The 25,626-nt window shown below is 45.6% G+C and carries 24 protein-coding genes; 6 read left to right on the top strand and 18 right to left on the bottom strand.

The genetic code is table 11. The features are described 5' to 3' along the window. Positions 1–5 precede the first annotated feature (5 nt). Positions 6–881 (bottom strand): cell division protein FtsX, encoded by an 876-nt coding sequence (locus tag CPIN_RS06220; RefSeq protein WP_012788929.1) that lies wholly within the window; start codon positions 879–881, stop codon positions 6–8. Between the two features lie 85 nt (positions 882–966). Here CPIN_RS06220 and leuS point away from each other — a divergent pair, with 85 nt between their 5' ends. Beyond that, positions 967–3,789: a leucine--tRNA ligase gene (gene leuS / locus CPIN_RS06215; protein WP_459348741.1), complete on the top strand. Its 2,823-nt coding sequence runs from the start codon at positions 967–969 to the stop codon at positions 3,787–3,789. A 222-nt stretch (positions 3,790–4,011) separates the two neighbouring features. Beyond that, positions 4,012–4,686 carry a peptidoglycan DD-metalloendopeptidase family protein gene (locus tag CPIN_RS06210; RefSeq protein WP_012788927.1) on the top strand — a complete coding sequence of 225 codons (675 nt, stop codon included), beginning with the start codon at positions 4,012–4,014 and terminating at the stop codon, positions 4,684–4,686. A gap of 3 nt (positions 4,687–4,689) precedes the next feature. Here the strand turns inward: CPIN_RS06210 and CPIN_RS06205 are convergent, their stop codons facing one another. Next, positions 4,690–5,994, bottom strand: a complete 1,305-nt coding sequence (locus CPIN_RS06205; RefSeq protein ID WP_012788926.1) for a M28 family metallopeptidase — start codon at positions 5,992–5,994, stop codon at positions 4,690–4,692. Between the two features lie 114 nt (positions 5,995–6,108). On the opposite strand from CPIN_RS06205, the gene ruvB reads away from it, so the two are divergent. After that, positions 6,109–7,137 carry a Holliday junction branch migration DNA helicase RuvB gene (ruvB, locus tag CPIN_RS06200; protein ID WP_044217991.1) on the top strand — a complete coding sequence of 343 codons (1,029 nt, stop codon included), beginning with the start codon at positions 6,109–6,111 and terminating at the stop codon, positions 7,135–7,137. Between the two features lie 209 nt (positions 7,138–7,346). On the opposite strand, the gene CPIN_RS06195 is transcribed toward ruvB, so the two are convergent. The 7 genes from CPIN_RS06195 to CPIN_RS06165 form a co-directional block, all read right to left on the bottom strand. After that, positions 7,347–8,264, bottom strand: coding sequence for a bestrophin family protein (locus tag CPIN_RS06195; protein WP_012788924.1), 918 nt, complete (start codon positions 8,262–8,264; stop codon positions 7,347–7,349). A 20-nt stretch (positions 8,265–8,284) separates the two neighbouring features. After that, positions 8,285–8,764 carry a putative universal stress family protein gene (locus tag CPIN_RS06190; protein ID WP_012788923.1) on the bottom strand — a complete coding sequence of 160 codons (480 nt, stop codon included), beginning with the start codon at positions 8,762–8,764 and terminating at the stop codon, positions 8,285–8,287. A 149-nt stretch (positions 8,765–8,913) separates the two neighbouring features. Then, positions 8,914–10,290 (bottom strand): sensor histidine kinase, encoded by a 1,377-nt coding sequence (locus CPIN_RS06185; protein ID WP_012788922.1) that lies wholly within the window; start codon positions 10,288–10,290, stop codon positions 8,914–8,916. Next, entirely contained in the window at positions 10,287–10,994 is a 708-nt protein-coding gene (locus CPIN_RS06180; RefSeq protein WP_012788921.1) for a response regulator transcription factor, read from the bottom strand. The genes CPIN_RS06185 and CPIN_RS06180 overlap by 4 nt, the downstream gene beginning before the upstream one ends. Before the next feature lie 100 nt (positions 10,995–11,094). Next, positions 11,095–11,796 (bottom strand): response regulator transcription factor, encoded by a 702-nt coding sequence (locus CPIN_RS06175; protein WP_012788920.1) that lies wholly within the window; start codon positions 11,794–11,796, stop codon positions 11,095–11,097. A gap of 122 nt (positions 11,797–11,918) precedes the next feature. Next, positions 11,919–12,713 carry a DUF3108 domain-containing protein gene (locus CPIN_RS06170; RefSeq protein WP_012788919.1) on the bottom strand — a complete coding sequence of 265 codons (795 nt, stop codon included), beginning with the start codon at positions 12,711–12,713 and terminating at the stop codon, positions 11,919–11,921. Between the two features lie 11 nt (positions 12,714–12,724). Then, positions 12,725–13,672 (bottom strand): lysylphosphatidylglycerol synthase domain-containing protein, encoded by a 948-nt coding sequence (locus CPIN_RS06165; protein ID WP_071820365.1) that lies wholly within the window; start codon positions 13,670–13,672, stop codon positions 12,725–12,727. A gap of 76 nt (positions 13,673–13,748) precedes the next feature. Here CPIN_RS06165 and ruvC point away from each other — a divergent pair, with 76 nt between their 5' ends. Then, positions 13,749–14,309, top strand: a complete 561-nt coding sequence (gene ruvC / locus CPIN_RS06160; protein ID WP_148230513.1) for a crossover junction endodeoxyribonuclease RuvC — start codon at positions 13,749–13,751, stop codon at positions 14,307–14,309. A 158-nt stretch (positions 14,310–14,467) separates the two neighbouring features. Then, entirely contained in the window at positions 14,468–15,172 is a 705-nt protein-coding gene (locus CPIN_RS06155; RefSeq protein WP_012788916.1) for a response regulator transcription factor, read from the top strand. Here CPIN_RS06155 and CPIN_RS06150 read toward each other — a convergent pair. The 4 genes from CPIN_RS06150 to rsmA form a co-directional block, all read right to left on the bottom strand. Then, complete coding sequence (locus tag CPIN_RS06150; RefSeq protein WP_012788915.1) at positions 15,150–15,545, bottom strand: HIT family protein; 396 nt, start codon at positions 15,543–15,545, stop codon at positions 15,150–15,152. The two genes, CPIN_RS06155 and CPIN_RS06150, sit on opposite strands and share 23 nt — an antisense overlap. A gap of 90 nt (positions 15,546–15,635) precedes the next feature. Then, on the bottom strand, positions 15,636–16,109 hold the full coding sequence (gene greA, locus CPIN_RS06145) for a transcription elongation factor GreA (RefSeq protein WP_012788914.1): 474 nt from the start codon (positions 16,107–16,109) through the stop codon (positions 15,636–15,638). Between the two features lie 172 nt (positions 16,110–16,281). Then, entirely contained in the window at positions 16,282–17,211 is a 930-nt protein-coding gene (locus tag CPIN_RS06140; RefSeq protein WP_012788913.1) for an NAD(P)-dependent oxidoreductase, read from the bottom strand. Further along, positions 17,208–17,957, bottom strand: coding sequence for a 16S rRNA (adenine(1518)-N(6)/adenine(1519)-N(6))-dimethyltransferase RsmA (gene rsmA / locus CPIN_RS06135; RefSeq protein WP_012788912.1), 750 nt, complete (start codon positions 17,955–17,957; stop codon positions 17,208–17,210). Before rsmA ends, CPIN_RS06140 begins: the two co-directional genes overlap by 4 nt. Positions 17,958–18,070: 113 nt before the next feature. Between rsmA and pdxA the strand changes: the two genes are divergently transcribed. Continuing rightward, positions 18,071–19,135, top strand: a complete 1,065-nt coding sequence (pdxA, locus tag CPIN_RS06130) for a 4-hydroxythreonine-4-phosphate dehydrogenase PdxA (RefSeq protein WP_012788911.1) — start codon at positions 18,071–18,073, stop codon at positions 19,133–19,135. Positions 19,136–19,206: 71 nt separating this feature from the next. Here the strand turns inward: pdxA and CPIN_RS06125 are convergent, their stop codons facing one another. The 5 genes from CPIN_RS06125 to atpH all read right to left on the bottom strand — a co-directional run bounded on the left by CPIN_RS06125 (position 19,207) and on the right by atpH (position 25,584). Then, complete coding sequence (locus CPIN_RS06125; RefSeq protein ID WP_012788910.1) at positions 19,207–20,052, bottom strand: class I SAM-dependent methyltransferase; 846 nt, start codon at positions 20,050–20,052, stop codon at positions 19,207–19,209. Between the two features lie 274 nt (positions 20,053–20,326). Beyond that, positions 20,327–20,974 carry a hypothetical protein gene (locus tag CPIN_RS06120; RefSeq protein WP_012788909.1) on the bottom strand — a complete coding sequence of 216 codons (648 nt, stop codon included), beginning with the start codon at positions 20,972–20,974 and terminating at the stop codon, positions 20,327–20,329. 52 nt (positions 20,975–21,026) lie between these two features. Next, the gene (locus CPIN_RS06115) at positions 21,027–23,177 is read right to left on the bottom strand and encodes a TonB-dependent receptor (RefSeq protein WP_012788908.1); all 2,151 of its coding nucleotides are present in this window, start codon (positions 23,175–23,177) and stop codon (positions 21,027–21,029) included. Between the two features lie 182 nt (positions 23,178–23,359). After that, entirely contained in the window at positions 23,360–24,937 is a 1,578-nt protein-coding gene (atpA, locus tag CPIN_RS06110; RefSeq protein ID WP_012788907.1) for a F0F1 ATP synthase subunit alpha, read from the bottom strand. 86 nt (positions 24,938–25,023) lie between these two features. Continuing rightward, positions 25,024–25,584, bottom strand: a complete 561-nt coding sequence (gene atpH, locus CPIN_RS06105; RefSeq protein WP_012788906.1) for an ATP synthase F1 subunit delta — start codon at positions 25,582–25,584, stop codon at positions 25,024–25,026. Positions 25,585–25,626 lie beyond the last annotated feature (42 nt).

Below are 25,626 nucleotides of genomic sequence, written 5' to 3'. Positions count from 1 at the left end.
TCAGTTTAATAAAGGTCATCCAGCTTCAGACGCAGGTACTTCATTACTGAGCGGTGTGTACTCACCAGGGAGATAAAGATACCTATAATGATCATCCCGATGAAAAGCACAGCCATCATGAAATAGTCCCTCATACCTGCCAATTCAGGCAGCAGCTGGTCTGCAAAATAAACAATACCGATCAATCCAGCGATTGCCATCAGTGCACTGATAGCACCATTGATAATACTGCGGATATCGAACGGTTTGGCAATGAACCAGCGGGTCGCTCCTACCATCTGCATGGTTTTGATCAGGAAACGGTTGCTGAACATCGCCAGGCGGATTGTATTGTCAATCAGTACGATCACTACCAGTGCCAGCAGCACACAAATGCCGAGTATCACCAGTCCGATCTTACGAACATTTTCATTCAGCTTGCTTACCAGCCCGCGCTGATAAGAAATTTCTCTTACAATGCTCTGCTGTGACAGATTTGCCTCGATAATACGGAGGCTGTCAGGGTTCACGTAGGGAGCATTACCTTTAATATTGATACTTGCGTACAAAGGGTTATATTGTAAGAGGGTGATGAAATCCTCACCGAATTCTTTCTTGAAACGGTCTGCAGCCATCTCCTTGGAAACGTATTCAATAGACTTCACGTAGGGACGGGAAGCAATAGAATCACGCAGTGCAATGGCCTGGTCCTCTTTCACGTTATCCCTTAGAATCACCTGTATCTCAATACTTTCCTTAAAGAACTCACTCAGTTTATTGGCATGAATGACAATAAGTCCCAATGTTCCCAGCAGGAACAGGACAAGAGCCACTCCAATAATAGAGTACAGATAGGAAGGTTTAGATTTTTTTGATGATGATTTGCCGGGTTGCTGCGCCATTAATCTACCGTTTATTGGCGAAAATAATAAAAATTAGGAGTTATGTTTACTTTTGTCATCCTTTAACGTTATTTTATGCTGATACATGAGCAGCTTGAATCGACTCATGGACAGAACAGACAGATTATTATTTAATTATATGGAATACAATTTCAGGGCGATTGAGAAAAAGTGGCAGGCACGCTGGGTAGAAACGAAAGCCTATCAGGTCAGCAACAATAGCCCCAAACCCAAATGTTACGTACTGGACATGTTCCCCTACCCTTCGGGAGCGGGACTCCATGTGGGCCATCCACTTGGATATATTTCATCGGATATATATGCGCGTTATAAAAGACTAAAAGGCTTTAACGTGCTCCACCCAATGGGTTGGGACGCCTTTGGTCTGCCGGCAGAGCAATATGCACTGGAAACCGGTCAGCATCCGGCAGTGACCACTGCCAATAACCTGGCTTCCTTCCGCAGGCAGCTGGATAACATCGGATTCTCCTTTGACTGGGAACGAGAGATAAAAACCAGCGACCCGGACTATTATAAATGGACACAGTGGATCTTCCTCCAACTGTTCGACAGCTGGTTTAACCGCTCTCTTCAGAAAGCAGAAAGGATCTCCACACTGATCAGCATCTTTGAACAGTCAGGTAATGCTGCCCATGAATGTCCTGGTGATCGCTATATTAAATTCACCGCTGAGGAATGGAAAGAGTTCTCCGAAGTACGTCAGCGTGAAATACTCATGCACTACCGCCTGGCTTTCCTGGCCTTCGCAGAAGTAAACTGGTGCGCAGCACTGGGTACCGTACTGGCGAATGACGAGGTGATCAACGGCGTCAGCGAGCGTGGTGGATTCCCCGTTGTCAAAAAGAAAATGAGACAGTGGTTCCTGCGTATTACCGAGTATGCTAACCGCCTGCTGGAAGGACTGGAAACAGTTTCCTTCAGCGACGCAATGAAGGAAATGCAGCGTAACTGGATCGGTAAGAGCCAGGGTGCTGAGATCACCTTCCAGATCGATGGCGTTGAAAATGCAGGAGTTACCGTATATACCACCCGTCCTGACACCATCTTCGGTGTGGACTTTATGGTACTGGCCCCTGAGCATGATCTCGTATCACTCATTACCACCGCTGATAAAAAAGAAGACGTAGAGAAATACCTGGATTATGTACAGAGCCGCTCCGAAAGAGAGCGTATGGCAGAAGTAAAACAGATTACCGGTTGCTTCACCGGCGCTTATGTGCTCAATCCGTTCAACGGCCAGCGCATCCCGGTGTGGATCTCTGAATACGTACTGGCAGGCTACGGTACCGGTGCTATCATGGCCGTACCGTGTGGCGACCAGCGTGATTTCAACTTTGCCAAACACTTCGATATCCACATTACCAATATCATCGGCGACGCCTTCAACGGTGAAGACGCCAATGCTACCAAAGATGCTACTCTCCAGAACAGTGATTTCCTGGATGGTATGAACATGCGGGATGCCATGGATGTAGTGATCGATAAAGTGGAAGCAATGGGTATAGGCAAACGCCAGATCAATTACAAGATGAGGGATTCCGGCTTCAGTCGCCAGCGTTACTGGGGTGAGCCATTCCCTATCGTGTATAAAGACGGTACGCCTTACGCGCTGGATGAAAAAGAATTACCGGTTACCCTGCCTCACGTAGAAAACTATAAACCAGGGGAAGAAGGTGAAGGTCCGCTGGCAAATATCACCGACTGGGTAAACATAGACGCAAACACCAGAAGAGAAACCAACACCATGCCTGGTTATGCAGGTAGCAGCTGGTACTTCCTGCGTTATACAGATCCTAAAAACGCGGAAGTATTTGCTGACCGTGCTGCGACTGATTACTGGAATCAGGTGGATGTATACGTTGGTGGTACCGAACACGCAGTTGGTCACCTGCTGTACTCCCGTATGTGGACCAAAGCCCTGTATGACCTCGGTTATATAGGTTTCCAGGAACCTTATAAAAAGCTGATCAATCAGGGTATGATCGGTGGTAGTTCCCGTATGGTATACCGCCTGCGTGGCACAAATACCTATGTTTCTCATGGTCTGAAAGATCAGTACGAAACAGACGAACTGCATACTGATGTGAATATCGTAGACGGCCTGGAACTGGATATACAAGCGTTTAAGAACTGGCGTCCGGCCAATAAAGACGCAGAATTTATCCTGGAAGACGGTAAATATATCTGTGGTGTAGTCCTTGAAAAAATGAGTAAAGGAAAGTACAACACCGTAAACCCGGATGATGTCGTAGAGAAATTCGGTGCGGATACCTTCCGTATGTACGAAATGTTCCTCGGTCCGGTAGAGCAGTCTAAACCATGGGATACCAAAGGTATCGAGGGTGTGCACCGCTTCCTGAAGAAACTGTGGCGTCTCTTCGCTGACGAGCAGAAAGGCATTATCGTCAACAATGATGCGGCTACCCCTGAAGAACTGAAAGCGCTGCACAAGACTATTCAGAAGATTGATGCAGATACTGAAAACTTCTCTTACAATACCGCTGTCAGCCAGTTCATGATCTGTGTCAATGAGCTGAGCAGCCTGAAATGTAACAAGCGTAGCGTACTGGAACCGGTACTCATATTACTGGCGCCTTATGCACCACACATTGCAGAGGAACTGTGGCACCTGCTGGGTAATACAACCAGTATCCTGGATACACCATATCCGGTATTCGACGAGAAATACACAAAAGAAAGCGCATTTACTTATCCGATAGCTGTGAACGGTAAAACACGTACCGAACTGAGCTTCCCGCTGGATGCTGATAATGCTGCTATCGAAAAAGAAGTACTGGAAAACGAAGCTGTCCAGAAATGGATTGATGGTAAACCAGTTAAGAAAATCGTGATCGTAAAAGGCAGAATGATCAACCTGGTTGTCTAATACTGTCTGAAATAAAAAAGGAGCGCTCCATCACAAGATGGAGCGCTCCTTTTTTTTATGCCTCTAAGTTTCTTATCGGTTTGTCTATACTTTGACTATGGTTATCCTTCGTTAGTGCTCCCTTTTTATCGCAGCATCAGCGAGGGATAACTATAGTCAAAGTACCGGATGACCCTTTATTTACTGGGAATTTACGTATTTTTCCCGTCTCAACCTTTTTGAATGTTAGAACAGATATTAGCGCATTATCAGCCTTTTCAGCCCGTCGTTCTGCTCGATCCGGAAATCGACAGGTTACTGCTGATGGACTTCACCGACCGGAATACTTCTATTACACCTGAAATACTTGATAATACAGATCGGTTCACTGCTTATGTCAATCAACTGCTGGAAGACCACGACTGTACGTTTGGTATCGGCGGTTATGCAGAACACCGTACGATCTATGCCCGCAGCGAACATTTCTCTACCGGTGAAGAACCCCGCCGCCTGCACCTGGGCATCGATATCTGGGGACCGGTTAACACCTATGTCTTCGCTCCCCTGGACGGCACTGTCCACAGCTTCCGTTTTAACGATGTACACGGCGACTATGGCGCGACCATCATCCTGCAGCATCAGCTGGAAGGACACACCTTTCACACGCTGTATGGTCATCTTTCGCTCAAAGACCTGGAAGGTTTGCAGGAAGGGATGCGAGTAGCTGCCGGACAACTGATCGCTCATTTCGGAGATATTCCGGAAAACGGTCACTGGCCTCCTCACCTGCATTTCCAGATCATCACTGATATGGAAGGGAATAAAGGTGATTATCCCGGTGTATGCCGCTACAGTGAAAAAGCACAATATCTCGCTAACTGTCCTGATCCAGACCTGATCCTCCAATTCATGCCATAAGCACTATCTGCGGTTGCTGACAGTCGCCTTGTCAATACGGGAAGGGGTATCCTTACCCTCTACGATGGAGGTTGCGCTGGTGGCAATTGCCTGTATGATGCTGGTGATATTGTCCAGATCCATGCTTTCCATTTCATCATTTACACTGTGATAGAGCGTGTCTTTATCAATCTGTGTTGTAGAAATTGTATGTGCAGGAACGCCCAGTCTTGCCAGTGTGGCATTGTCTGAACGATAGAACAGCTGCTGTTCCGGATAAGGATCAGGATGGAAACGGAATTTGGAAGAAGCCAGGTTTTTAGCCAGTATCTCGCCAAAACTGGAACGCTCATATCCTGTGATAAAAGCACTGTTTTTACCGAATTTAGACTCCTTACCGATCATTTCGATGTTGAACATGGCAACAACCTTTTCAGGGTCCAGTTGACGGGAAAAATAGCGGGAACCATATCCTCCGATCTCTTCTCCTGTAAACGCAACAAACAGAATGCTGCGTACCGGCGGATGTGCTTTGAAGTATTTTGCCAGTAACAATACGGCTGTTACACCGCTTGCATCATCATCCGCGCCATTAGCAATACTGTCCTGTTCTACCGGCGGCAGGATACCGATATGATCATAGTGACCAGAGAATATTACATATTCATCAGGTTTACCACTTCCCTTGATCATGCCTGCAATATTGCAGAGTGGTAAACGGGTTACTTCCTGTTTTGCGTCCAGTGACCAGCTGTCAATATCGCTGTCAGTCGCGTTTTTCAATATAAACGCTACGGTCACTGAACTGTCCGTTTTAGGAGCGCCGTGTTCCTGTAAGCCTTTGTAATACAGTCCGAATTTCTCACTGTGTGAATTATCTACCCATACGATTGTCGGCTGTGTGCTGTTACGTCTCAGTTCTCTTACTTTGCTGTCAAAATTATCAGCAGCGCCAATTGTAGCTACCTCCAGTTTAGTATCCTGCGTCCATTTGATACTGCTTTCCACACCGGCTATAAACGTGCGGCTGCTGGATACCGGTTGTCCGTTCAGGATCAGGTCCTGGCGTACAGGTTTGGTATCAAACTGGAAAAAGGACTGTCTGAAATCATTATCTCCCTGCAGCGGTTGTAATCCTGCGTTAGCGAACTCTTTTTCCAGGAATACAGCGGCTTTTTCCGCACCCGATTTAAACGTTTCGCGGCCTTCCATATCGTCTGCCGCTAAAGTTGACAGGATACGTTTCACCTCCGCTTTCTTTATTTGCTGTCCCTGAGCAAACAGGGCAGCCAGGCATAGTGCAGGTAGTGTTATAAAGTGTTTTCTCATGTTGTGACCTTTCCGGGTTACGGTTGATTTTGGGTTCAATATATACAATATAGCAAACAAAGCGGTACCGGGAGTATGGGGACAGCTAATATTTTTGGTAACTTTCACCCCGATATGTCTAATCCGATAAGACCAGATGAACACCGCCAGAGTGCGGCAGAAAAGGAATTTGAGAATAGTATCCGGCCCCGGGAGATCGTAGATTTCTCCGGGCAGGACCAGATCATCGAGAACCTGAAGATTTTTATCAAGGCCGCCAAGATGAGAGGGGAAGCACTGGATCATATCCTGTTCCATGGACCTCCCGGACTGGGTAAAACGACCCTGTCCCGCATCGTGGCTAACGAAATGGGGGTAAACATCAAAGAGACCTCCGGACCTGTTATAGAAAAACCCGGCGATCTCGCGGGCCTGCTCACTAACCTGGAAGATAAAGACGTGCTCTTCATCGATGAAATACACCGGCTCAGTACTGTAGTGGAAGAATACCTGTATTCTGCCATGGAAGACTACCGCATTGACATCATGATTGACACAGGCCCCAGTGCCCGTTCCATACAGATTACCCTGCATCCTTTCACACTGATCGGGGCTACTACGCGTTCGGGTTTGCTGACAGCTCCGCTCCTGTCCCGTTTTGGTATCAAATCAAGACTGGAATACTATAACGCAGCCACACTGCAGAAAATCATCTGGAGAGCCTCCGATATACTACATACAAAGATCACTTCAGATGCAGCCATGGAAATAGCCCGCCGTTCCCGTGGTACTCCTCGTATCGCAAACGGATTACTCAGACGTGTACGTGATTTCGCACAGGTAATGGGGAATGGTACCATCGACCTGGAAATAGCGCAATTCAGTCTGAAAGCCCTGAATGTAGATGAATACGGACTGGACGAAATGGACAACCGTATACTGCAGGTGATCATTGAAAATTTTAAAGGTGGCCCTGTAGGTATTACCACCATCGCTACAGCAGTAGGTGAAGAATCAGGTACGCTGGAAGAAGTATACGAACCGTTCCTTATACAGGAAGGTTTTATCAAACGTACGCCAAGAGGCAGGGAAGTAACAGAGAAAGCCTATATACATCTTGGTAAAGCGCCAAGGGGCGGAAGCGGTCCAGGGTTATTATTCTGATTACATTATTTACAAGCCGGTATAAAAAACTTAAGGGAGCAAAAGCTCCCTTACTTGTTTCCTCCATATAACACTCTATATCCATGTTAGGACCGCGTCTGGCGCAATAATTCTCCCCTCCCTGATTCTTTGATTTAGTCTATTATTCAAATACGCCAGAGCGCTATCCCTCCTCCAACAGAGTAAGTGTAGGTTGTACAGCTATATTTTTACATCACGTAGAACTTATGATCAACATTTTGCGTCGTTTCCGGCAAATGATGATCGTTCAGCAATTGCTTAAGATCACGTTCAATGTTTCTTGAAATTGTTGTCATCGGCGTATCCGTTGGTTTATTATCAAACGGATCCTGCAGATGAATGGCCATCTTTTCTATCAAGAGGAAAGATGCTGCAATGGCTACTACCAATGGTACTTCAATCAAACCGAAATACTCTATCAGTGCAAACGGTAACAGCAGTATGAAAAAGTTCATTGCAAAATGAATATACAGACTGTACGTAGCCGGGAACACGGTGTTTTTAATACGCTCACATTTACCCATTGCATCACACAGACGGCTTAATGTCTGGTCAAGTGTTACCTGCTGGAATTCATTGAGCCAGCCTTTTTTCAGGGCATAGTTCAGATCCCTTGCATGCAGATCGAGCAAGGCCATTGGTATGTTTGCGAATCTTGATACGTAAGCAACCTCTCTTTTAGAGATATGCTTTTCCAAACCATCTTTTCCATCCAGTCCTCTCAGTGACTGACTAAGTGCGTAACACCAGGCTATCTGTCTGCGTACCATTCTCTCTCTGAAGTGATTGATTTCCTCAGATTCATAGGCAGAGTCGTCAACAAAGGACAGCACCTGTCGGGTAAAAGATCTTGAATCATTTACTATCGCACCCCATATCGTTCTTGCTTCCCACCAGCGGTCATACGCCTGGTTAGAGCGGAAGGCGAGCAACAGAGATATTACAGTACCCATTATCATCGGCACAGACAATGGAATTGCCATGTGCTTCAGGTTAAACCTGTCATGCAGTATTACTATGATTAACGTATATACCGCTACAAGCAGGACCTCATATTTGATTTTCCCGAAAACGTATTTAAACGGGATATTGTTTTTCAATAACATCGGTAACGGTTTTAATTGGTCTATGCTTCAAATAGCTCAGACATTGCAGATACCAGGAACTTCTCTTTTCTTGGAGCCAGTGGTACCTGATGTACAGGATATTTGCTTTTCCGGATCAGCTCAGCAGGATTGTAACTGTTGGGACCTGCTTTGCGGAATTCTTCTTTTGCGGCACATGCGATCACATCTATGTTGTGATACAGCAGGAAATTTCTGAATATTCCTTTGCCATTACCTATCAGGAACTCTGTTTTCATGGATTGAATAACAGAGGCATATTTGTTTTTGATGATCTCACATGCATCTTTATAATCTGCCGTGATCAGATCCTGGTGCGCTGATCTCCGGGAGAGCATCATCAGGTCCATGATCGATGTCGGCATTTCTATCGCGTGCATCAGAACTATGTTTAACGGTTCACCTCCAAAGCGCTCAACCACACCGTGTACTACGCGCAGAGACCTGATAGAAAAATCCGTTGGAATCAATACGTGCTTCATTGGTAATTATTTTAACACAAAGCTACCGGCACGAGGTTAGCAACAGGTAAGGAACAGATAAAAGTTGTTTAAAAAAGAGGTAAAAATGCTGTAAGAAAAACAGCGTTAGGTAAGAAAGGCACCAAAAAGCGGTAAGAAAACGGTAAGAATCACCTGGAAGGAGTATACGTAGGAATGGTGATGCGGATCTCCGTTCCCTGGTTCTGGTGGCTGTTTACAATGATATTTCCACCATGTAGGCGCACGATATTCCGCGCCAGCGGTAAACCGATTCCATACCCTTTATAACCGCTGGTGTTAGAAGCGCGGAAGAAAGGATCATATATAAAGGGCAGGTCCTGGGTAGGGATACCGATACCATTATCTTTAATAATGATGATATTGTCGTGATCGGTAGCAGCCAGGGCGATAGATGCCGGGCGGTTATCTGAGTATTTGCAGGCATTCTGCACAATGTTGCTCAATGCCAGCTGTAGGAGCTGCGGATCGCCCAGAATGACCAGTTTATCTTCTTCTTCCGGCAGCATAGAATAGTCTATTTCTACCTGGTTATCAGGATTGATACGGTCAATCGTTTCTTTTACAGTGAATATGAGCTCGTCCGTACGAATATGTTCCAATCGCTGTTTCTTATCGGTAAATCCGGTTTGGGCGAGACTTAACAGACTCTTTGTGATATGTTCCAGTCGCTCTGCTTCCTTCAGGATAACAGAGAGGGACTGCTGGTATTGCAGTTCGGAGCGTTGTTTGTTGAGCGCCAGTTCTGCTTCTCCGATAATAGCTGTGAGGGGCGTTCCCAGTTCATGGGAGGCATTGCTGACAAAGTTATTCTGTGTTTCAAACGCCGTTTCCAGGCGGTCCAGCATATTATTGAAGGTCATCGCCAGTTCACTCATTTCGTCATCACTATCCGGCTTATCGAGGCGCAGATGCAGGTTATGTGCCCTGATATCCTTTACGCGGGAGGTGATCAGTCTGACGGGCCGCAGGATATAACGGGAGAAAAACAAGCCTGTTGTGACAATGACTATAGCTGCAATGATCAGACAGATCAGCAATGTTCTCCTCAGTTCGGTCATGAACTCCTGTCCGAAGACGTTACTGGCGGAAACAATGACGATATAACGGCCGGATTCATTCTCAAATAATACGCCCTGGAAGAACGTATCCCTGAAGCGATAAGTGGCTTTACCAGATGATTTTACTTTATCATAGAAGGTATTGCGTAAGGGTGATAGTTCGGAGTAATGTGGCGGTTTACCGGTTGTGTCCAGCCGGATGAAGTATTCCCGTTCATGTGGCAGCCGTTCCAGGTGTTCATTCCTGATCTCGGCATAGGCCGCGCTGTTTCCCTCATCCTTTGTCAGTCTGGCCCTGGCGGCGATATACGCCCTGATCTCAAGGCGTTTGTAGAAGTCGTCGAAGGACTGTCTGCTAATAAGAAAATAGGCAAATGCGACCATCATGAGTATGATAGAAACAGTCAGACCGGTAAAAAGGCCCATTATCTTATTACGTATCGTCATTCTTCTTCTTTAAGCATATATCCCATACCGACCACTGTCTGTATCAGTGCCGGCTGGTCTTTGCGGTTTACTTTTTTACGCAGGTAATTGACGTATACGTCCACTACTTTGGTATTCATATTAAAGTCAACGCCCCAGACGTTTTCCAGTATTTCCATCCTGGATAATACCCTTTTGGGATTGCGCATCATATATTCCAGCAGCCGGTATTCGGTAGCGGTCAGCACAATGGTTTGTCCGTATCTGCTGGCGCTTTTGGTATTGAGGTCCAGTTCCAGATCGGCTACTTTCAGCACATTACCGTTACTCTGTGTTACAGCTGGTGTAGCTGCGGCAGCTGTGTCATTGTTACGACGCAGCAGGGAGCGGATACGGGCCAGTAATTCGGCCTGTTTGAACGGTTTTACCAGATAGTCGTCAGCACCGCTGTCAAGGCCTGCCACTACGTTTTCGGTGGAGCCCAAAGCGGTCAGCATAAGGATAGGCGTGGTTAATTGTTGTTGTCGCAAAGCCTTACACACGGCAATACCGTTCATACCCGGCAGCATGACATCGAGGATGATCAGCTGAAAGTTATTTTCGGTGGCCATCTGTAGTCCCGACTGACCATCCAGTGCAACACTGACATCATAGCCGGCTTCTGCAAGATAGCGCCGTATAAAGGAGACTACCGACGGTTCATCTTCTATTAGTAAAAGTTTCATTACATCTCTGATATGCTTTGCTACAAAACAAAAAACTCCCGGCGCGGAGTGATAAAACCTCGTTCGCCGGGAGCTTTCCCATTATACTCTCGTAATATGATCAGTCCTTTACTACCAGGCGGAAACCATTACCATGGATATTGACGATCTCGATATCCGGGTCTTCCTTCAGGTATTTACGCAGTTTAGCGATATAAACGTCCATACTGCGGCCGTTGAAATAAGTATCGCTGCCCCAGATCTTTTTCAGGGCCAGCTCTCTTGGCAGCAGGTCGTTTTTATGTTCGCACAGCATACGCAGCAGTTCGTTCTCCTTAGGAGATAAAGTGTGTGAATCGCCGTCTCTGGTGAGTGTACGCAGGCGTGCATTGAATGCATAACGACCGATGCGGAACTCGTGCTGTTCTTCTTCTTTGCTGTTCAGTTCCTGGTTACGTTTAAGGATCGCTTTGATTTTGAGCAGCAACAGTTCACTGTCAAAAGGTTTGGTGATGTAATCATCAGCGCCCAGTTTGTAGCCATGGATCACATCTTCTTTCATTGTCTTGGCAGACAGGAAGAACAAAGGAATATCCGGATCAACGTCGCGGATCTCTTCTGCCAGTTTAAAACCATCCATATTAGGCATCATGATGTCCAGCAGGCAGATGTCAAATTTCTCGCGTCTGAACGCTGCCAGCGCGAGTATACCATCACGGCACAGTTCTACGTCGTAGTCATTCAGTTCGAGATAATTCTTCAGTACCATACCCAGGTTGGTATCATCTTCTGCCAGCAATATTTTTGGCTTACGCTCTTCCATATTCAATAAAGTATTAATGTGCAAACAAATATAGGTATTATTATAGTCCGCAAATGGCAGGCCATTGCATACAGAACGTTAAAATTAGGTAAAAAGAGGATGACAGCCGTCAGGAAGGGGGGTTATTTACTGATCAGGGATGTAAAGTTATAACGGAGGTTTTTGTATTCGACCATATCTACCTTGATACTGCCTACAGAGATGGGACTATCTACGCGCAGCGGTACTTTATTCCCGTCATCGCTCACCCACACCAGCATTTTCTCACCACCTTCAAACATAGTACCCTGGATCAGCAGGGGAGCAAATTTGATCGCGCGGAACTTACCGAACTTGGTGGATACGGTTTCCTTACCGATATAACGGATATAGATATTGTATAATTTTTCATCCAGGTACATATTGAAGTAGATCTTGTCACCTGGTTTATACTTATCAAAATTAATGTTACGGGCGTAATAGATAGCACTGATCACGTCCTGCGTACACTTAGGTATCTTCAGGGTAGACTCGTTACTGACAGCGGTATTTTCTGCATGATTGAAGGTAACGTTCTGGTATATCTTATAACCGCCTTCATTTACATTTCTGATAAAACGCAGGGGTTGGAGGGAGGCGGTATCGACAAAGCTTTCATATTTATCCCTTACTTTAAAGAACCAGTCGTAGGTGCGGAATGTTTTACCATCTCCGGAGATGTGGTATACGTCTCTTCCGTTCAGTTTCTCCAGGTTACAGGTAAATGTAGCTTCTCCGGCTCCTACGAAGAGTTTTCCCAGGTTGTAATATACCTTGAACGTGATAGTTTCACCTGCCCGGAAGCTGGTATTGGTAAGTCCGCAGAATTCATTCTGATTCTGGGCTGATACAGGGCGAATAGTGGCCAGACAAACGATTAATAGTAGAAGGAACCTCATTTTGATGAAAGCTATTTTTCCTTAAAAATCTTTATTCCGAGCAACAACACACTTCCTAAGATGGCTGGCAAAACCAGGTTGATTACCCAGATGCATACAGTGGCAGCGATAATTCCCGGACTATTGGTACTCAGTAATCCCATAAAGTACAGGCTGACTTTCCCTCTGAGTCCAAGTTCCGCAATAGCGATAGTAGGTACCAGGGCCATTACAAGATAAACAACAGCATTCATCAAAAAACCTTGCCACCAGAGCATCTCAACGCCCAATGTGTCAAGCAAAATCAAATACTGTGCCGAGAAGACTACGTATCTGACAGCTGAAAGCAGGAGTAAATGTTCAAGGTCACCGGCTGAGTAACGAACAATGATCTGTACAAATACCCGGGCTTTTCTCAACAATGGGATCTTTTCAAATATCGCCAGGATGATCTGTAGTCGAAAATATAACAATATGACCAAGGCGCAAATAACTATTAGCAATCCTAACAGGATTTTCTCCCAGAAGTGAGGGGCGAAATAACCATTTCCCTTTACCAGCGGGAATTTGTTGATATAGTAGCAGAGACCTGTTAACCCAAAAATAATAGTGACAAGCAGCTGACTGAAGCTACCGACCATGGTAGCGGCAATTCCTTTCAGTTTGCTGCGGTTGTTCCGGAGGTATAGTACCCTTCCTCCATACTCACCGATACGGTTAGGGGTATTGATGGAAAAGGAGACGCCGGAAAGCACTGCGCTGAAAGCGCGAAGAAATGATATATGTTGTAACGGCCTGACTAACAGCTGCCATTTACGGGCTTCCAGCCCCCAGTTCAGCAACATGCCAATGAGTACCAGTACTACGGTGAGTGCACCTTTCTCTTTCAGGGTGGCCATCATCTGCCATAAAGAAGCCTTCAGATTAGGCTGATGCAGCAATTGTGTATAGATGGAATAGGCTAACCACGTAAAAAGCACTGCTCCCAGCAGGTAATTGAGAATTATTTTGGTATTTTTGTTCAGACATCAAGATTTTGGCAAAAATAAACTGTGGTTGGCAAACAAGTCAAAAATAATTCTGGGCATTGACCCCGGTACGCTTGTGATGGGTTACGGACTGATACTTGTGGAAGGGTCTAAGGCCAGCCTGCTGGACATGAACGTACTCAAGCTGTCCCGTCATAAAGACCACTACGAAAGGCTACAACTGATACACGCCCGTGTACATGAACTGATACGCGAGCACAAACCGGTTTCCTGCGCAATTGAAGCTCCTTTCTTTGGTAAGAATGTGCAAAGTATGTTAAAGCTGGGCCGCGCTCAGGGCGTAGCGATAGCGACTGCAATGCAGGCAGGAGTACCCGTAACGGAATACGCTCCAAAAAAAGTCAAACAGTCCATAACAGGCAATGGTAATGCCGATAAGGAACAGATTTGGCAGATGTTACAAAGAATATTACATTTCAATGAACGTCCTGAATTCCTGGATGCTTCCGATGCGCTCGCAGTAGCGGTTTGTCATTTCTTCCAGGAATCAAGCGTAATACCGGATACACGTAAAGCCAAAGGATGGGAACAGTTCCTTCAAAAAAACCCCGAAAGGATTGTAGGATAATATTTTGTATGACAGATAATTCCAGGTTTAACGCTGACGTTTTTCCAGAAGTTCATAAATTGTATTTACTTTGAAGTAAAATCTTCATAGAGGCCCCTGTAAGGTACTCGGGGCTTTACACCATTAATATGGTATTTATATAATCAGCATCACAAGCTATGAAAGCAAGAATCCTATTGGTGGAAGATGATCAGAATGTTGGTGCGGTAACAAAGAAACGACTGGAAGAAGCGGGCTACGACGTGGTACATAGCACAGACGGCCAAATGGCCTGGGAGCAATTCCAGTCGCGGACCTTTGACATATGTTTACTGGATGTTGTTATGCCTAAAAAAGACGGCTTTACACTGGCAGAACAGATCCGTAGAAAAAATGACTTCATTCCCATACTCTTTCTGACCTCGAAAGCGCTGGATGAGGATAAAATCAAAGGTTTCAAGACCGGCGCAGATGATTACATAACCAAACCTTTCAGTATGCAGGAACTCCTGCTGCGAATAGAAGTATTCCTGAAAAGGAGTAAAGCCGCTCACAACACGTCAGAAAAGCGCACACAATACAATATAGGCAAACTCACCTTTGACTATAATGATCTTATTCTCCGTGAAAAAAACGGAGAGGTATCAAGTACACTTACACAAAAAGAAGCCGACCTGTTAAAGTATCTGTGCGATAATGCTAACAAGACACTCAAACGGGAAGAAATATTATTTCACGTATGGGGCAAGGATGATTATTTCCTTGGCCGCAGCATGGATGTGTTTATCACCAAACTCAGGAAACATTTTAAGTCTGATCCTTCTGTCAAATTAGAAACCCTTCATGGGGTAGGGTTCCGCTTTAACGTTCCAGGCCAGCTATAATCTGCTGCTGTACAGCCTTGAATTCCTCTTCTGTCATTTTCAGCTTGGGCCGCGCAAAATTCATATCATCCGCCGTGTTGATAGGTATCAGATGCATGTGCGCATGAGGCACTTCAAGCCCTACAACGCTTATACCTACACGATTACAGGGAAAGTTACGCTCTATCGATTGTGCAATAGGTTTCGCAAACAGCAACCACTCACCCAGCAGATCATCCGTTACATCAAAAAACTTGTCTATCTCTACTTTAGGCACTATCAGCGTATGACCTTTCACTAACGGAAAGATGTCCAGAAATGCATAAAAACTATCGTTCTCGGCTATCTTATAACTGGGTATTTCGCCTTTGATGATCTTTGTGAAAACAGACATGGGTTTTGTTTTAATCCGCATAAAGTTATAAAAAAAAGCCCGCCCTTGCTTGGAAACAAGGGCGGGCTTTTTATGTTAAAAAACGCTTAATTATATAGTGATGTTCTCGATCTTGAACTTCAGGCTGCCATTAGGCGCATGCACATCAGCGATCTCACCTACAGCCTTTCCTAACAATCCTTTCCCGATAGGAGATGTCACAGAAATCTTGTTCAGTTTCAGATCAGCCTCCTTCTCTGAAACCAGCTGATAGGTAACTGTCTTCTTATTAGCCATATTTGTAATAGTTACCTTACACAATATGGATACTTTAGAGGTATCAATAGAATCTGCTTCTACTATTCTTGCTGTTGCAATAGCGCTCTCCAGTATGGCCACTTTTGCTTCGTGCATACCCTGGGCTTCCTTTGCAGCATCATATTCAGCATTTTCTTTGAGGTCACCTTTTTCCCTTGCTTCCGCAATAGCCCTGGCAATTTCTGCGCGGCCCTTGGTTTTCAGGAAACTGAGTTCCTCACGCATCTGGTCAAGGGTCTCTTTGGTAACGTAGTTTATACCAGACATAACGTTATGTTTTAGAATAAAGAAAAAAAATCAACGCCTCCGTTTGCACAGAAGCGTTGCAAGATTGGTATACCGCAAATATAATATTTTTTACATCACCTCGCCGATTTCATGACATAAATATTGTCATATATACGGTATTTATAATAGAATATACGGGCGATTCCCTCCCTTAAATAATGTGCAATTTCTCTAATACAATCCTCGCCATTTTGATGCTGGCTTCATGAGAATAACCTCCGATATGCGGCGTCATTACGACATTCGGCATATGAAGCAATTTTTCAAACTGTGCTTTTTCCGCTGCACTGTAAGTAGCCAGTTTCTCATTTTCCAGTACATCCAGACAAGCGCCTGCGATGGTGCCTGCCTCCAATGCTGCAATAATGTCAGGCGTGTTTACGATCTTTCCTCTCGCCGCATTAATAAAACGGATAGGCTTTTTGAAGGATGCAAAGAATGTCGTATTAGCCAGGTGATGTGTTTCATCCGTCAATGGCAGGTGCACACTTACCACGTCTGCTTTCTCATACAGCTCTTCCATTGTTGCTTCCTTTACATATTCATCACTGAACCCGGTCTTGTATTTATCATATGCCAGGATCTCCACATCAAAACCTCTCAGCTTACGGGCAAAAGCACCACCGGTATTACCATAACCGATGATACCTACCGTTCTGCCACCCAGCTCAGTAGCCCTGTTGCCATCACGCTCCCAGATTCCTTCACGCAGCTCCAGGTTGCTCTTCAGAATATTGTTCATCAGTACAAGCAACATACCCACTGCCTGCTCTCCTACTGTATCTCTGTTGCCTTCCGGACTGCTTACACAACGGATGCCTTTGCTTTCTGCATAATGCACATCGATCAGTTCCATACCGCTTCCCAGTCTGCCAATCCACTCCAGTTGCCCGGCGCGGTCCAGCATACTTTTATCCACTTTGATCCTGGTCGTCACAATCATACCGGTACAATCCGGGACGGCGGCCACCACTTCATCATATGTAATAGACGGCTGGTAACTAACTTCGAATCCTTTTTCTTCCAGCTTGTGAATCAAATAATTATGCACCCTGGCGGTGATTAATACTTTCCTGCTCATAACATCTTATGGGATAATGCTGCAAAATCAGCCACACTCAACTCTTCTGCTCTTTTGTTGAAAATGCTGTCCTGCAAAACTTCTTTAGCAAATAAACCCTTTAACGGATTACGCAACTGCTTGCGCCGCTGTCCGAAAGCCGTTTTTACCAGCACAAAAAACTTCCGTTCACTGGCGATATCATACGACGTTTCCAGCCTGTCCAGCCTGATAACGGCGGATTTTACCTTCGGCGGCGGATTAAAACAGTTCTCATGCACTTCAAACAGGTATTCCACCTTGTAAAATGCCTGTGTCAGCACACTCAGGATACCATACTCCTTCCCTTTCGTAGCCGCAATGCGCAATGCTACCTCCTTCTGGAACATACCCACCACGGAAGGTACCTGCTGGCGCCATTCCAGGACACGGAACATGATCTGCGAAGAAATGTTATAAGGGAAATTGCCGATCAGATTGAACTCGCCCTGGTAAGGAACAGGGGTATCGAGAATACTTTCATTGATGATCTTGCCCTGAATAGCGGGATAGGTCTTTTCCAGGTACTGTACCTTTTCAGTGTCCAGCTCTACTGCCTTGAAGTGAACATCCGGTATCTGCAGCAGGTATTTGGTGATGGCGCCTGCTCCGGGGCCGACTTCTACTATCTGCTGCCCGGGATTTACAGGTAATGCCTCCACAATTTTCCTGCAGATATTTTCATCCTTCAGGAAATGCTGTCCCAGCGATTTTTTGAGTGTATACATGATTAGCCTGCAAAATTAAGGAAAACTTAGCAGCAAAGCTGCAAGATAGAGAGGGTATGCCTGTACAGCTCCCGGCTAATATTCTTATATTTGCCCATTATTCTCAATTTAGCATGAGTAGCAACACCCATACAAATAAACCGGTTATCGGCATTACAGTTGGCGATATCAACAGCATAGGCACAGAGCTTATCATCAAAACCTTTGCTGACGCCAGAATGCTTGAGTTCTGCACGCCGGTGATATTTGCTTCCAATAAAACCATCAACTTCTACAGGAAGCTGATGAACGAAAATAACTTCAACTACCAGAGCGTGAAAGAATTCGCCCGCCTGAACCACAAACAGGTGAACGTCTTCAACTGCTGGGAAGAAGAAGTACAGATCACTCCCGGCGTACTCAACGAAGTAGGTGGCAAATACGCCGCCCGCTCTCTGGCAGTAGCCATCGAATGCCTAAAGGAAGGACATATTCAGGGTCTGATCACCGCTCCGATTCACAAAAAGAATATCCAGGGCGAGCAGTTCAACTACACCGGCCATACGCCTTACCTGCGCGATGCCTTCGACGCAAAAGACGTGCTGATGTTCATGACAGCCGACAACATGAGAGTGGGTCTGCTGACGGAACACGTTCCTGTAGCTGAGATCTCCAAATATGTGAAAAAGGACAACATCCTGGCGAAACTGCAGATGATGGAAGACAGTCTGATCAAGGACTTCGGTATTGACAGTCCACGCATCGCTGTACTGGGCCTCAACCCACACGCCGGCGACGATGGTCTGATTGGCCAGGAAGAGATCACAGAGATCATTCCTGCTATCAAACATGCCAAAAACAATGGTCTGTTATGCTTTGGCCCTTACAGTGCCGACGCCTTCTTCGCCCGCAATATGCACGAGCAGTTTGACGGTGTACTGGCAATGTACCACGATCAGGGACTTATACCTTTCAAATCTCTGGCAACAGGAAATGGTATCAACTATACGGCCGGTCTTCCGATTGTACGTACCTCTCCTGATCATGGTACGGCATTCGATATCGCTGGTAAAAACCTGGCTGATCACAACTCTTTCCGTCAGGCTATTTTCACCTGTCTGGATATCCTGGAAAAGAGAGAAACATATGCGGAAAACACCCGTAATCCGCTGAAGAAAATAGAACTGGCTTCCGAATAGGAAAGCCTGTAAATACAAAGAGAAAGGGAGTCCGCCATTCTGGTGAACTCCCTTTCTCTTTATAATCATATCTATATATGAAAGGATATAATTTCCAGCATTCCTTTCCGCTCCCCTTTATACACCCGGTTCTGCCCATTCAATGCCAGTTCTGCCGCCTGCATATCATAAACTTCAATCAGATCAGCATCTAACAGGGATAAGAGATTCAGAATCTTTTTACGGCTGAATTGCTGTAGACGGCTGCCTATATAACTCTCCATCGTATCAAGCATCTCTGTGGCTTTAGATACCGAACCTACCGGCAAACCTTCCGCATATTCCATATAGTCCATGATCACCGCATTCTGTTTGCTGCTACTGGTGAAATTGCGCATAATACTCAGGAACTGCTCTTCAGAAATATAGTGCATGATACCCTCAAAGATGATCAGCGCCGGCTGCTGCGGATCATATCCGGCATCTGCCAGTGTGCGCATCAGCTGAGCAGTATTATTGATATCCGCCTGTAAGGTGTGGAGTCTTTCATCAGAGAAATGAATCGCGGCATAGATCTCCTGTTTCTCCCGCATATTGGAACTATCCACCTCATAAATAGTCAGATCGCGATCAGGGAAATACTCCGTGATCTGCAAACCCAGGGGGTCCAGTCCGGCGGCCAGGATACAGATCTGCGGCCGCGGATGTTGTGTCATCAGTTGTCTGATTATCTGCCGTATGATCCTTTTTCTGATCAGTAATGCTTCTCTGAATAAGGGCGTGATCCTGCTCAGTTCATCCGCCAAACCTTTTACCTGGCTAAAATCAATGTGGGACAGATACGCCTTTCCAAGGCCTTCTTCATACAAACTTTTGACATAGGTCAGTACCAACGCCGAAGTGGAAGCCACGCTCAGCTTATTCACACCAGTTTTCATGGAATTTACATTTTCAAGGTTAACAGATGACAGGGCTAGTTTGTTAACGTGTTTTTAAAGATACTACGGAGGACTGACATCGCCTTGCAGGCAGAAACTCTGAAACAATTAGGAATTAGGAATTAAGAATTAGGAATTAACGGGCAATAGCTTTATTAGTATGGAATAAACTGCTGATATAATTGACACAATAAAAAAGGCCGGACTTGTGATATAGTCCGGACCTTGAAAAAGCAATTCTTAATTCTTAATTCTTAATTCCTAATTCCTAATTCTACTTGATTTGTGCAAGCAGCCCCTTCGTATACGCTTCCCCCCAGTGTGGTGCAATACCGCTGGCTGGCTTGAAGGAACTGAATTTCTGTAAGGCTACTTCAAACTTCTTCTTTGCTTCTGTTTTGCTACCACCAAACTGCTCTGGTGTATAGAATAAAGACTGGCCCTGCAGCATGTATACTCTTGGATTCTCCTGATTGATCTGATTAGCCTGTACCAGCAGATTGGCGGATTCCATACCGTATTTCATACCTCTGTTCATCGGGTCTACACGGATACGGGAAGTAGCGATCAGTGATTTAATACAGTTGATCTCATCGTTCTTAGGACTGATAGCCTCTGCCTGTTCGATATTCACCGCTGCCTTATCAGCCAGATCGTCTACCTTATCATTGTCTTTCTGCATAAATGTGCTCATCACATAGCAATAACCTGCATAATAGAAGGGCAGCCATTGTGATTTTTCAGCAGCACCGATACGCTCAAATGTATTGGCAATTTCAAGTAATCTGTCAGGGGTAAAATTGGTGGAATCATCCAGCATGGCTACCTGTTTGGACATTGCGCCTTCGTATTGTGCGCTCTGCGCCATGGAGGCAGAAGCCAGACCAACTAACAGACAAATGGAAAATAAGATACGCTTCATTGTGAGTGGTTTAAAAGTGTTTAAAGTGTTTATATATTGGTTTTAGAATGGGCTACATGTTGTTGATTACATCCTGTCTTCTGTCAATACCGAAGTTCATGAACATACCGATATAGATAAATCGTGGCATATTCGGAACGATCTCTTGTCTGCGCAGTTTATCAGTTGAATAACGGTAACCATATACCTGTTTGATATTAGGCGCATTAGATACAGACAGGACGAAGATGGTGAACGCCTTACGGATAGAAGTCAGGTAACTGGCACTCAGTCCGACAGAGTTGTACGTCATCGTTTTTTCTGACATGAACTTATTTTCCGGCAGATTCGGATTGTAATATGGTCTGCCTGTGGAAAAGCTGTAAGTCACACCCAGATTCGTAGTAATAGCCGGGATATAGTATTTGTATACTACGCTCACGGTATGCTTTGCAGCAAAATCAGGCTGTACTTCAAACGGATAATTCAGGTAATTACGTTTGGTATCCAGGTAAGAATAAGAGATCCAGTAATCGGTATTCTTAAAGGTCTTTTTATCACGCCAGAACAGCTCAATACCTTTGGCATAACCTGTACCTGTCGTACTGGTATCCATTCCGGTTTTAACCAGGTCGTGATACTTTTTGTAGAAGGCTTCCACACGCAGTGTATAGTTCTTGGCTACGAGCTGATAACTGGCAATGTAGTGTGTGGCCTTTGTGAATCCCAGGTCATTTTTAAAGCGCAGGTACTGTTGTTCAGGTTTCTGGTAGAAGTCACCATAAGCCAGCGACACCTGACTGTTACCTGTCAGTCTGTAAGCCAGTGATGCACGGGGAGCGAAATTAGCTTTCGCCAGTATGGAGGTATATTCTGCTCTTCCACCTACACGACCCAACAGTCTTGGGGTGAAATAGATATCGCTTTCTACGAATCCTGCGGTATAATTATCTATATAGTTAGCCTGCCATCCACCGAAGTCTGACTTTTCAACACCATACTGGTATTCCCCGCCGAAACGCAGTACAGAATACTGTCCGAGTCCCTTAGTAAGCACCAGGCGAGTCTGTGTCAGCTGCGATACATTTTTACCATGTAAAGGATTAGATTTCTTCAGGGTATCGAGGTTCAGGTCATCCGAATTGGAGCTGAAAGAGAAACCGGCATTCAGTTTCCAGTCATGTCCCAGACTTTCTTTATAAGTCAGGTTAGTATAGACGTTTTTATTTTTCAGTTCAAAGAGTTCATCAAAACCGGGGTACTCCAGGCTCGGACGGATAGTGCCCATATTAGTCTGGTTATAGTATCCATAAAATTTGATCATACCGGTAGAAGAGGTTTTCCTTCTGAAGTTGGCGGAAGTACCAATGATTTCCGGGTCTTTGCTGAAAGCGTATTTCGGCTTTACCACACCGAGGTAAGGTCCGAGATTGGTATAGTCAGCTTCTACCCCATATGATCCTTTTTTATCTTTCATCAGTTCTTCCAGTCCGCCGCTCACACCGATTACGGAAGCACCCAGGGTATAGGAAGAGCGTTGTGGCAGGTCAGTTGATTCCAGGATCAGTGCGGAGGACAAGCCCTGGCCGTACTGCGCGGAATAACCGCCGCTGCTGAAGGTGGTTCCTTTGAACAGGAAAGGAGAAAAACGGCCTCTTCCTGGTTGGTCAGGCAATCCTGAAAAGAAAGGGTTACGTACCATCATTCCGTCGATAAAGGTCTGTGTTTCGTAACCGGTACCACCACGTACAAACAGACCTTCTCTGTCATTCGTCTGTTGTGTACCCGGTAAGGTCTTCAGTGCATTCACGATATCTGCACCGGCGCCGGCGGTGGTGACGATATCCAGCGGTTTCAGGACGGTGGTTTTACCTTCGTCGCTGGCTTCAAAGCTACCTGCACTGATAGTCACTACTTTCAGATCGTTCACATTATTTCTCATGACAATATTGATCTCCTGAGGACCAGTAATGAAGATCTTCTGTTCCTGGCTGGTAAATCCGAGCAGGGTGGCGGTGATATATTGCGTTCCTTTTGTGTCGGTGGTAAATGAGTATGAACCATCTGCTGCGCTGGTAGCCCCGTCGTAAGAGTCTTTAATAGAGACGTTTACCCCTTGCAACGGGCGCTTTTTGCTATCAGTGATCTTACCGGAAATCCGTTGCTGTCCCATCATACAGACCGGTAAGAGCATTGTTAACAGAATCAGGTTAAAGTGTTTCATGGGGGAGTGTGAATTTTTAACAAAACTACTTGGGCTGCCGTCCCTTTTCAACCCATTAAAGGCAAAGGGAGGGAATAATATCGGTGAAAACAGGGGAATTGTCGGTAGGAATAGCGCGTAAAGATAGGGAAATAAAAAAGCCCGTCGGTAAAACCGGCGGGCTTGATAAAAGATTATGCTGATTAAGCGAATCTTGGTTTCAGTTCGTTAGCCAGAGTTACCATGCGTTTGATACCATCATCAGGCAGGTTACCCTTCTTGAATTCACCCAAAACTTCAGGCAGACGTACTTCCATTTCGTTCAGGAACGCTTCTTCGAATGCTTTTACATTCTTAACAGGAACGTCACGCAGCAGACCCTGTGTACCCAGATAGATCATTGCTACCTGTTTTTCCACAGCGTATGGAGTAAACTGTGCCTGTTTCAGGATTTCCACGTTACGGGCACCTTTATCGAGTACTGCTTTGGTTGCAGCATCCAGGTCACCACCGAATTTGGAGAACGCTTCCATCTCACGATATTGTGCCTGGTCCAGTTTCAGGGTACCAGATACTTTCTTCATGGATTTGATCTGTGCGTTACCACCTACACGGCTTACGGAGATACCTACGTTGATCGCCGGGCGGATACCTGCGTTGAACAGGTTGGATTCCAGGAAGATCTGACCGTCAGTGATGGAGATTACGTTTGTCGGAATGTAAGCGGATACGTCACCAGCCTGTGTTTCGATGATAGGCAGCGCTGTCAGGGAACCACCACCTTTTACCAGGTGTTTGATTGACGCTGGCAGGTCGTTCATCTGTTGAGCGATGTCATCCTTGCTGATTACTTTCGCCGCACGTTCCAGCAGACGGGAGTGCAGGTAGAATACGTCACCAGGATAAGCTTCACGACCAGGAGGACGACGGAGCAGCAGAGATACCTCACGGTAAGCTACCGCCTGTTTAGACAGATCATCATAAACGATCAGTGCAGGACGACCGGTATCACGGAAGAACTCCCCGATGGCAGCACCAGCGAATGGAGCGTAGAACTGCAGAGGAGCAGGATCTGCCGCAGAAGCTGCAACGATGGTAGTGTAAGCCATAGCGCCTGCTTCCTGCAGGGTTTTCATCACACCAGCGATGGTAGATGCTTTCTGACCTACTGCTACATAGATACAATATACTGGTTTACCAGCGTCGAAGAATTCTTTCTGGTTGATGATAGTGTCAATACAGATCGCGGTTTTACCGGTCTGACGGTCACCGATCACCAGCTCACGCTGACCACGACCAACCGGGATCATCGCATCAATCGCTTTGATACCTGTCTGCAGTGGTTCTTTTACTGGTTCACGGAACAGAACACCCGGAGCTTTACGCTCCAGTGGCATTTCGTACAGTTCGCCAGTGATTGGGCCTTTACCATCGATAGCAGCACCCAGCGTATTTACAACACGACCAACCATGCCTTCACCCACTTTAATGGATGCGATCTGGCCGGTGCGGCGTACTTTAAAACCTTCTTTAATCTCTCCGGATTCACCCATCAATACCACACCTACGTTGTCTTCTTCCAGGTTCAGTGCGATAGCTTTTACGCCGTTTTCGAACTCAACCAGTTCACCGTAACCAACGTTGTTTAATCCATAGATACGAGCGATACCATCTCCAACCTGCAGTACTGTACCTACCTCTTCCAGGTCGGCAGCAGCATTGAAGTTGCTTAGTTGCTGGCGTAATATCGCCGAAATTTCATCAGGTTTTATCTCCACCATAATGTATACTTTTTAAAAATAGTCGTTAGAAGAATGAATATAACGACAACAGCTTTGCGTGTACGCAGCGGCTGCTGTTAATTGTATTATCTGATATTGTGAACGTAAATATTCTCAGCAAATTGCTTTTTGATATCGTTCAGATCACGCAATACAGAAGCGTCGAACAGGTTGTTATTTGATTCCAGTACGAAACCGCCGATCAGGTCAGGGTTTACGGCTGTTTCCAGTGTCACCTTTTTATCGGTACCAGCCTGTACTTTGGTTTTGATAACATCCAGTATAGCTGCATCCAGTGGAACAGCGGTAGTGATCTTTACTTTGCTGATGTTTTTCAGCACATCATACTGTCTGCTGAACTCCTGCGCTATTTCAGGCAGGTTACCTTCCCTTCCTTTCACTACCAGCAGCTTTACGAAAGCAGCAGTAATAGCGCTCACTTTACCGTCGAAGATAGCAGCAAGGATCTGCTGTTTCTTGTCAGGCTTGATGATCGGACTTCTCAGCAGAGCTACTACGTCCGGGTTGGTTTTGGACAACTGTTGCAGGAACTGCATATCAGTGTGTACAGCTTCCAGCTGACCCTTTTCGGAGGACAGATCTACCAGAGATTTTGCGTAGCGGGATGCTAAACGGGGATTCTGCATATTATATATCTTTTGGCCTTTCAAGCTGAAAGCTACAGGAAA

The organism is Chitinophaga pinensis DSM 2588, assembly GCF_000024005.1.
In the GTDB taxonomy this organism is placed as follows: domain Bacteria; phylum Bacteroidota; class Bacteroidia; order Chitinophagales; family Chitinophagaceae; genus Chitinophaga; species Chitinophaga pinensis.
Note: the sequence above shows the minus strand (reverse complement) of the source record. Positions and strands in the feature narration are given on the sequence as shown.

Coding starts and splice junctions, on each gene's coding strand:
- CPIN_RS06115 (WP_012788908.1), bottom strand. CDS start 23,177: ATGAAACACTTTAACCTGATTCTGTTAACAATGCTCTTACCGGTCTGT.
- atpH (WP_012788906.1), bottom strand. CDS start 25,584: ATGCAGAATCCCCGTTTAGCATCCCGCTACGCAAAATCTCTGGTAGAT.
- CPIN_RS06180 (WP_012788921.1), bottom strand. CDS start 10,994: ATGAAACTTTTACTAATAGAAGATGAACCGTCGGTAGTCTCCTTTATA.
- ruvB (WP_044217991.1), top strand. CDS start 6,109: ATGTCTAATCCGATAAGACCAGATGAACACCGCCAGAGTGCGGCAGAA.
- greA (WP_012788914.1), bottom strand. CDS start 16,109: ATGTCTGGTATAAACTACGTTACCAAAGAGACCCTTGACCAGATGCGT.
- CPIN_RS06140 (WP_012788913.1), bottom strand. CDS start 17,211: ATGAGCAGGAAAGTATTAATCACCGCCAGGGTGCATAATTATTTGATT.
- CPIN_RS06120 (WP_012788909.1), bottom strand. CDS start 20,974: ATGAAGCGTATCTTATTTTCCATTTGTCTGTTAGTTGGTCTGGCTTCT.
- CPIN_RS06155 (WP_012788916.1), top strand. CDS start 14,468: ATGAAAGCAAGAATCCTATTGGTGGAAGATGATCAGAATGTTGGTGCG.
- CPIN_RS06125 (WP_012788910.1), bottom strand. CDS start 20,052: ATGAAAACTGGTGTGAATAAGCTGAGCGTGGCTTCCACTTCGGCGTTG.
- rsmA (WP_012788912.1), bottom strand. CDS start 17,957: ATGTATACACTCAAAAAATCGCTGGGACAGCATTTCCTGAAGGATGAA.
- CPIN_RS06175 (WP_012788920.1), bottom strand. CDS start 11,796: ATGGAAGAGCGTAAGCCAAAAATATTGCTGGCAGAAGATGATACCAAC.
- CPIN_RS06185 (WP_012788922.1), bottom strand. CDS start 10,290: ATGACGATACGTAATAAGATAATGGGCCTTTTTACCGGTCTGACTGTT.
- CPIN_RS06150 (WP_012788915.1), bottom strand. CDS start 15,545: ATGTCTGTTTTCACAAAGATCATCAAAGGCGAAATACCCAGTTATAAG.
- CPIN_RS06190 (WP_012788923.1), bottom strand. CDS start 8,764: ATGAAGCACGTATTGATTCCAACGGATTTTTCTATCAGGTCTCTGCGC.
- CPIN_RS06170 (WP_012788919.1), bottom strand. CDS start 12,713: ATGAGGTTCCTTCTACTATTAATCGTTTGTCTGGCCACTATTCGCCCT.
- leuS (WP_459348741.1), top strand. CDS start 967: ATGAGCAGCTTGAATCGACTCATGGACAGAACAGACAGATTATTATTT.
- CPIN_RS06195 (WP_012788924.1), bottom strand. CDS start 8,264: ATGTTATTGAAAAACAATATCCCGTTTAAATACGTTTTCGGGAAAATC.
- CPIN_RS06220 (WP_012788929.1), bottom strand. CDS start 881: ATGGCGCAGCAACCCGGCAAATCATCATCAAAAAAATCTAAACCTTCC.
- atpA (WP_012788907.1), bottom strand. CDS start 24,937: ATGGTGGAGATAAAACCTGATGAAATTTCGGCGATATTACGCCAGCAA.
- CPIN_RS06205 (WP_012788926.1), bottom strand. CDS start 5,994: ATGAGAAAACACTTTATAACACTACCTGCACTATGCCTGGCTGCCCTG.
- pdxA (WP_012788911.1), top strand. CDS start 18,071: ATGAGTAGCAACACCCATACAAATAAACCGGTTATCGGCATTACAGTT.
- CPIN_RS06210 (WP_012788927.1), top strand. CDS start 4,012: ATGTTAGAACAGATATTAGCGCATTATCAGCCTTTTCAGCCCGTCGTT.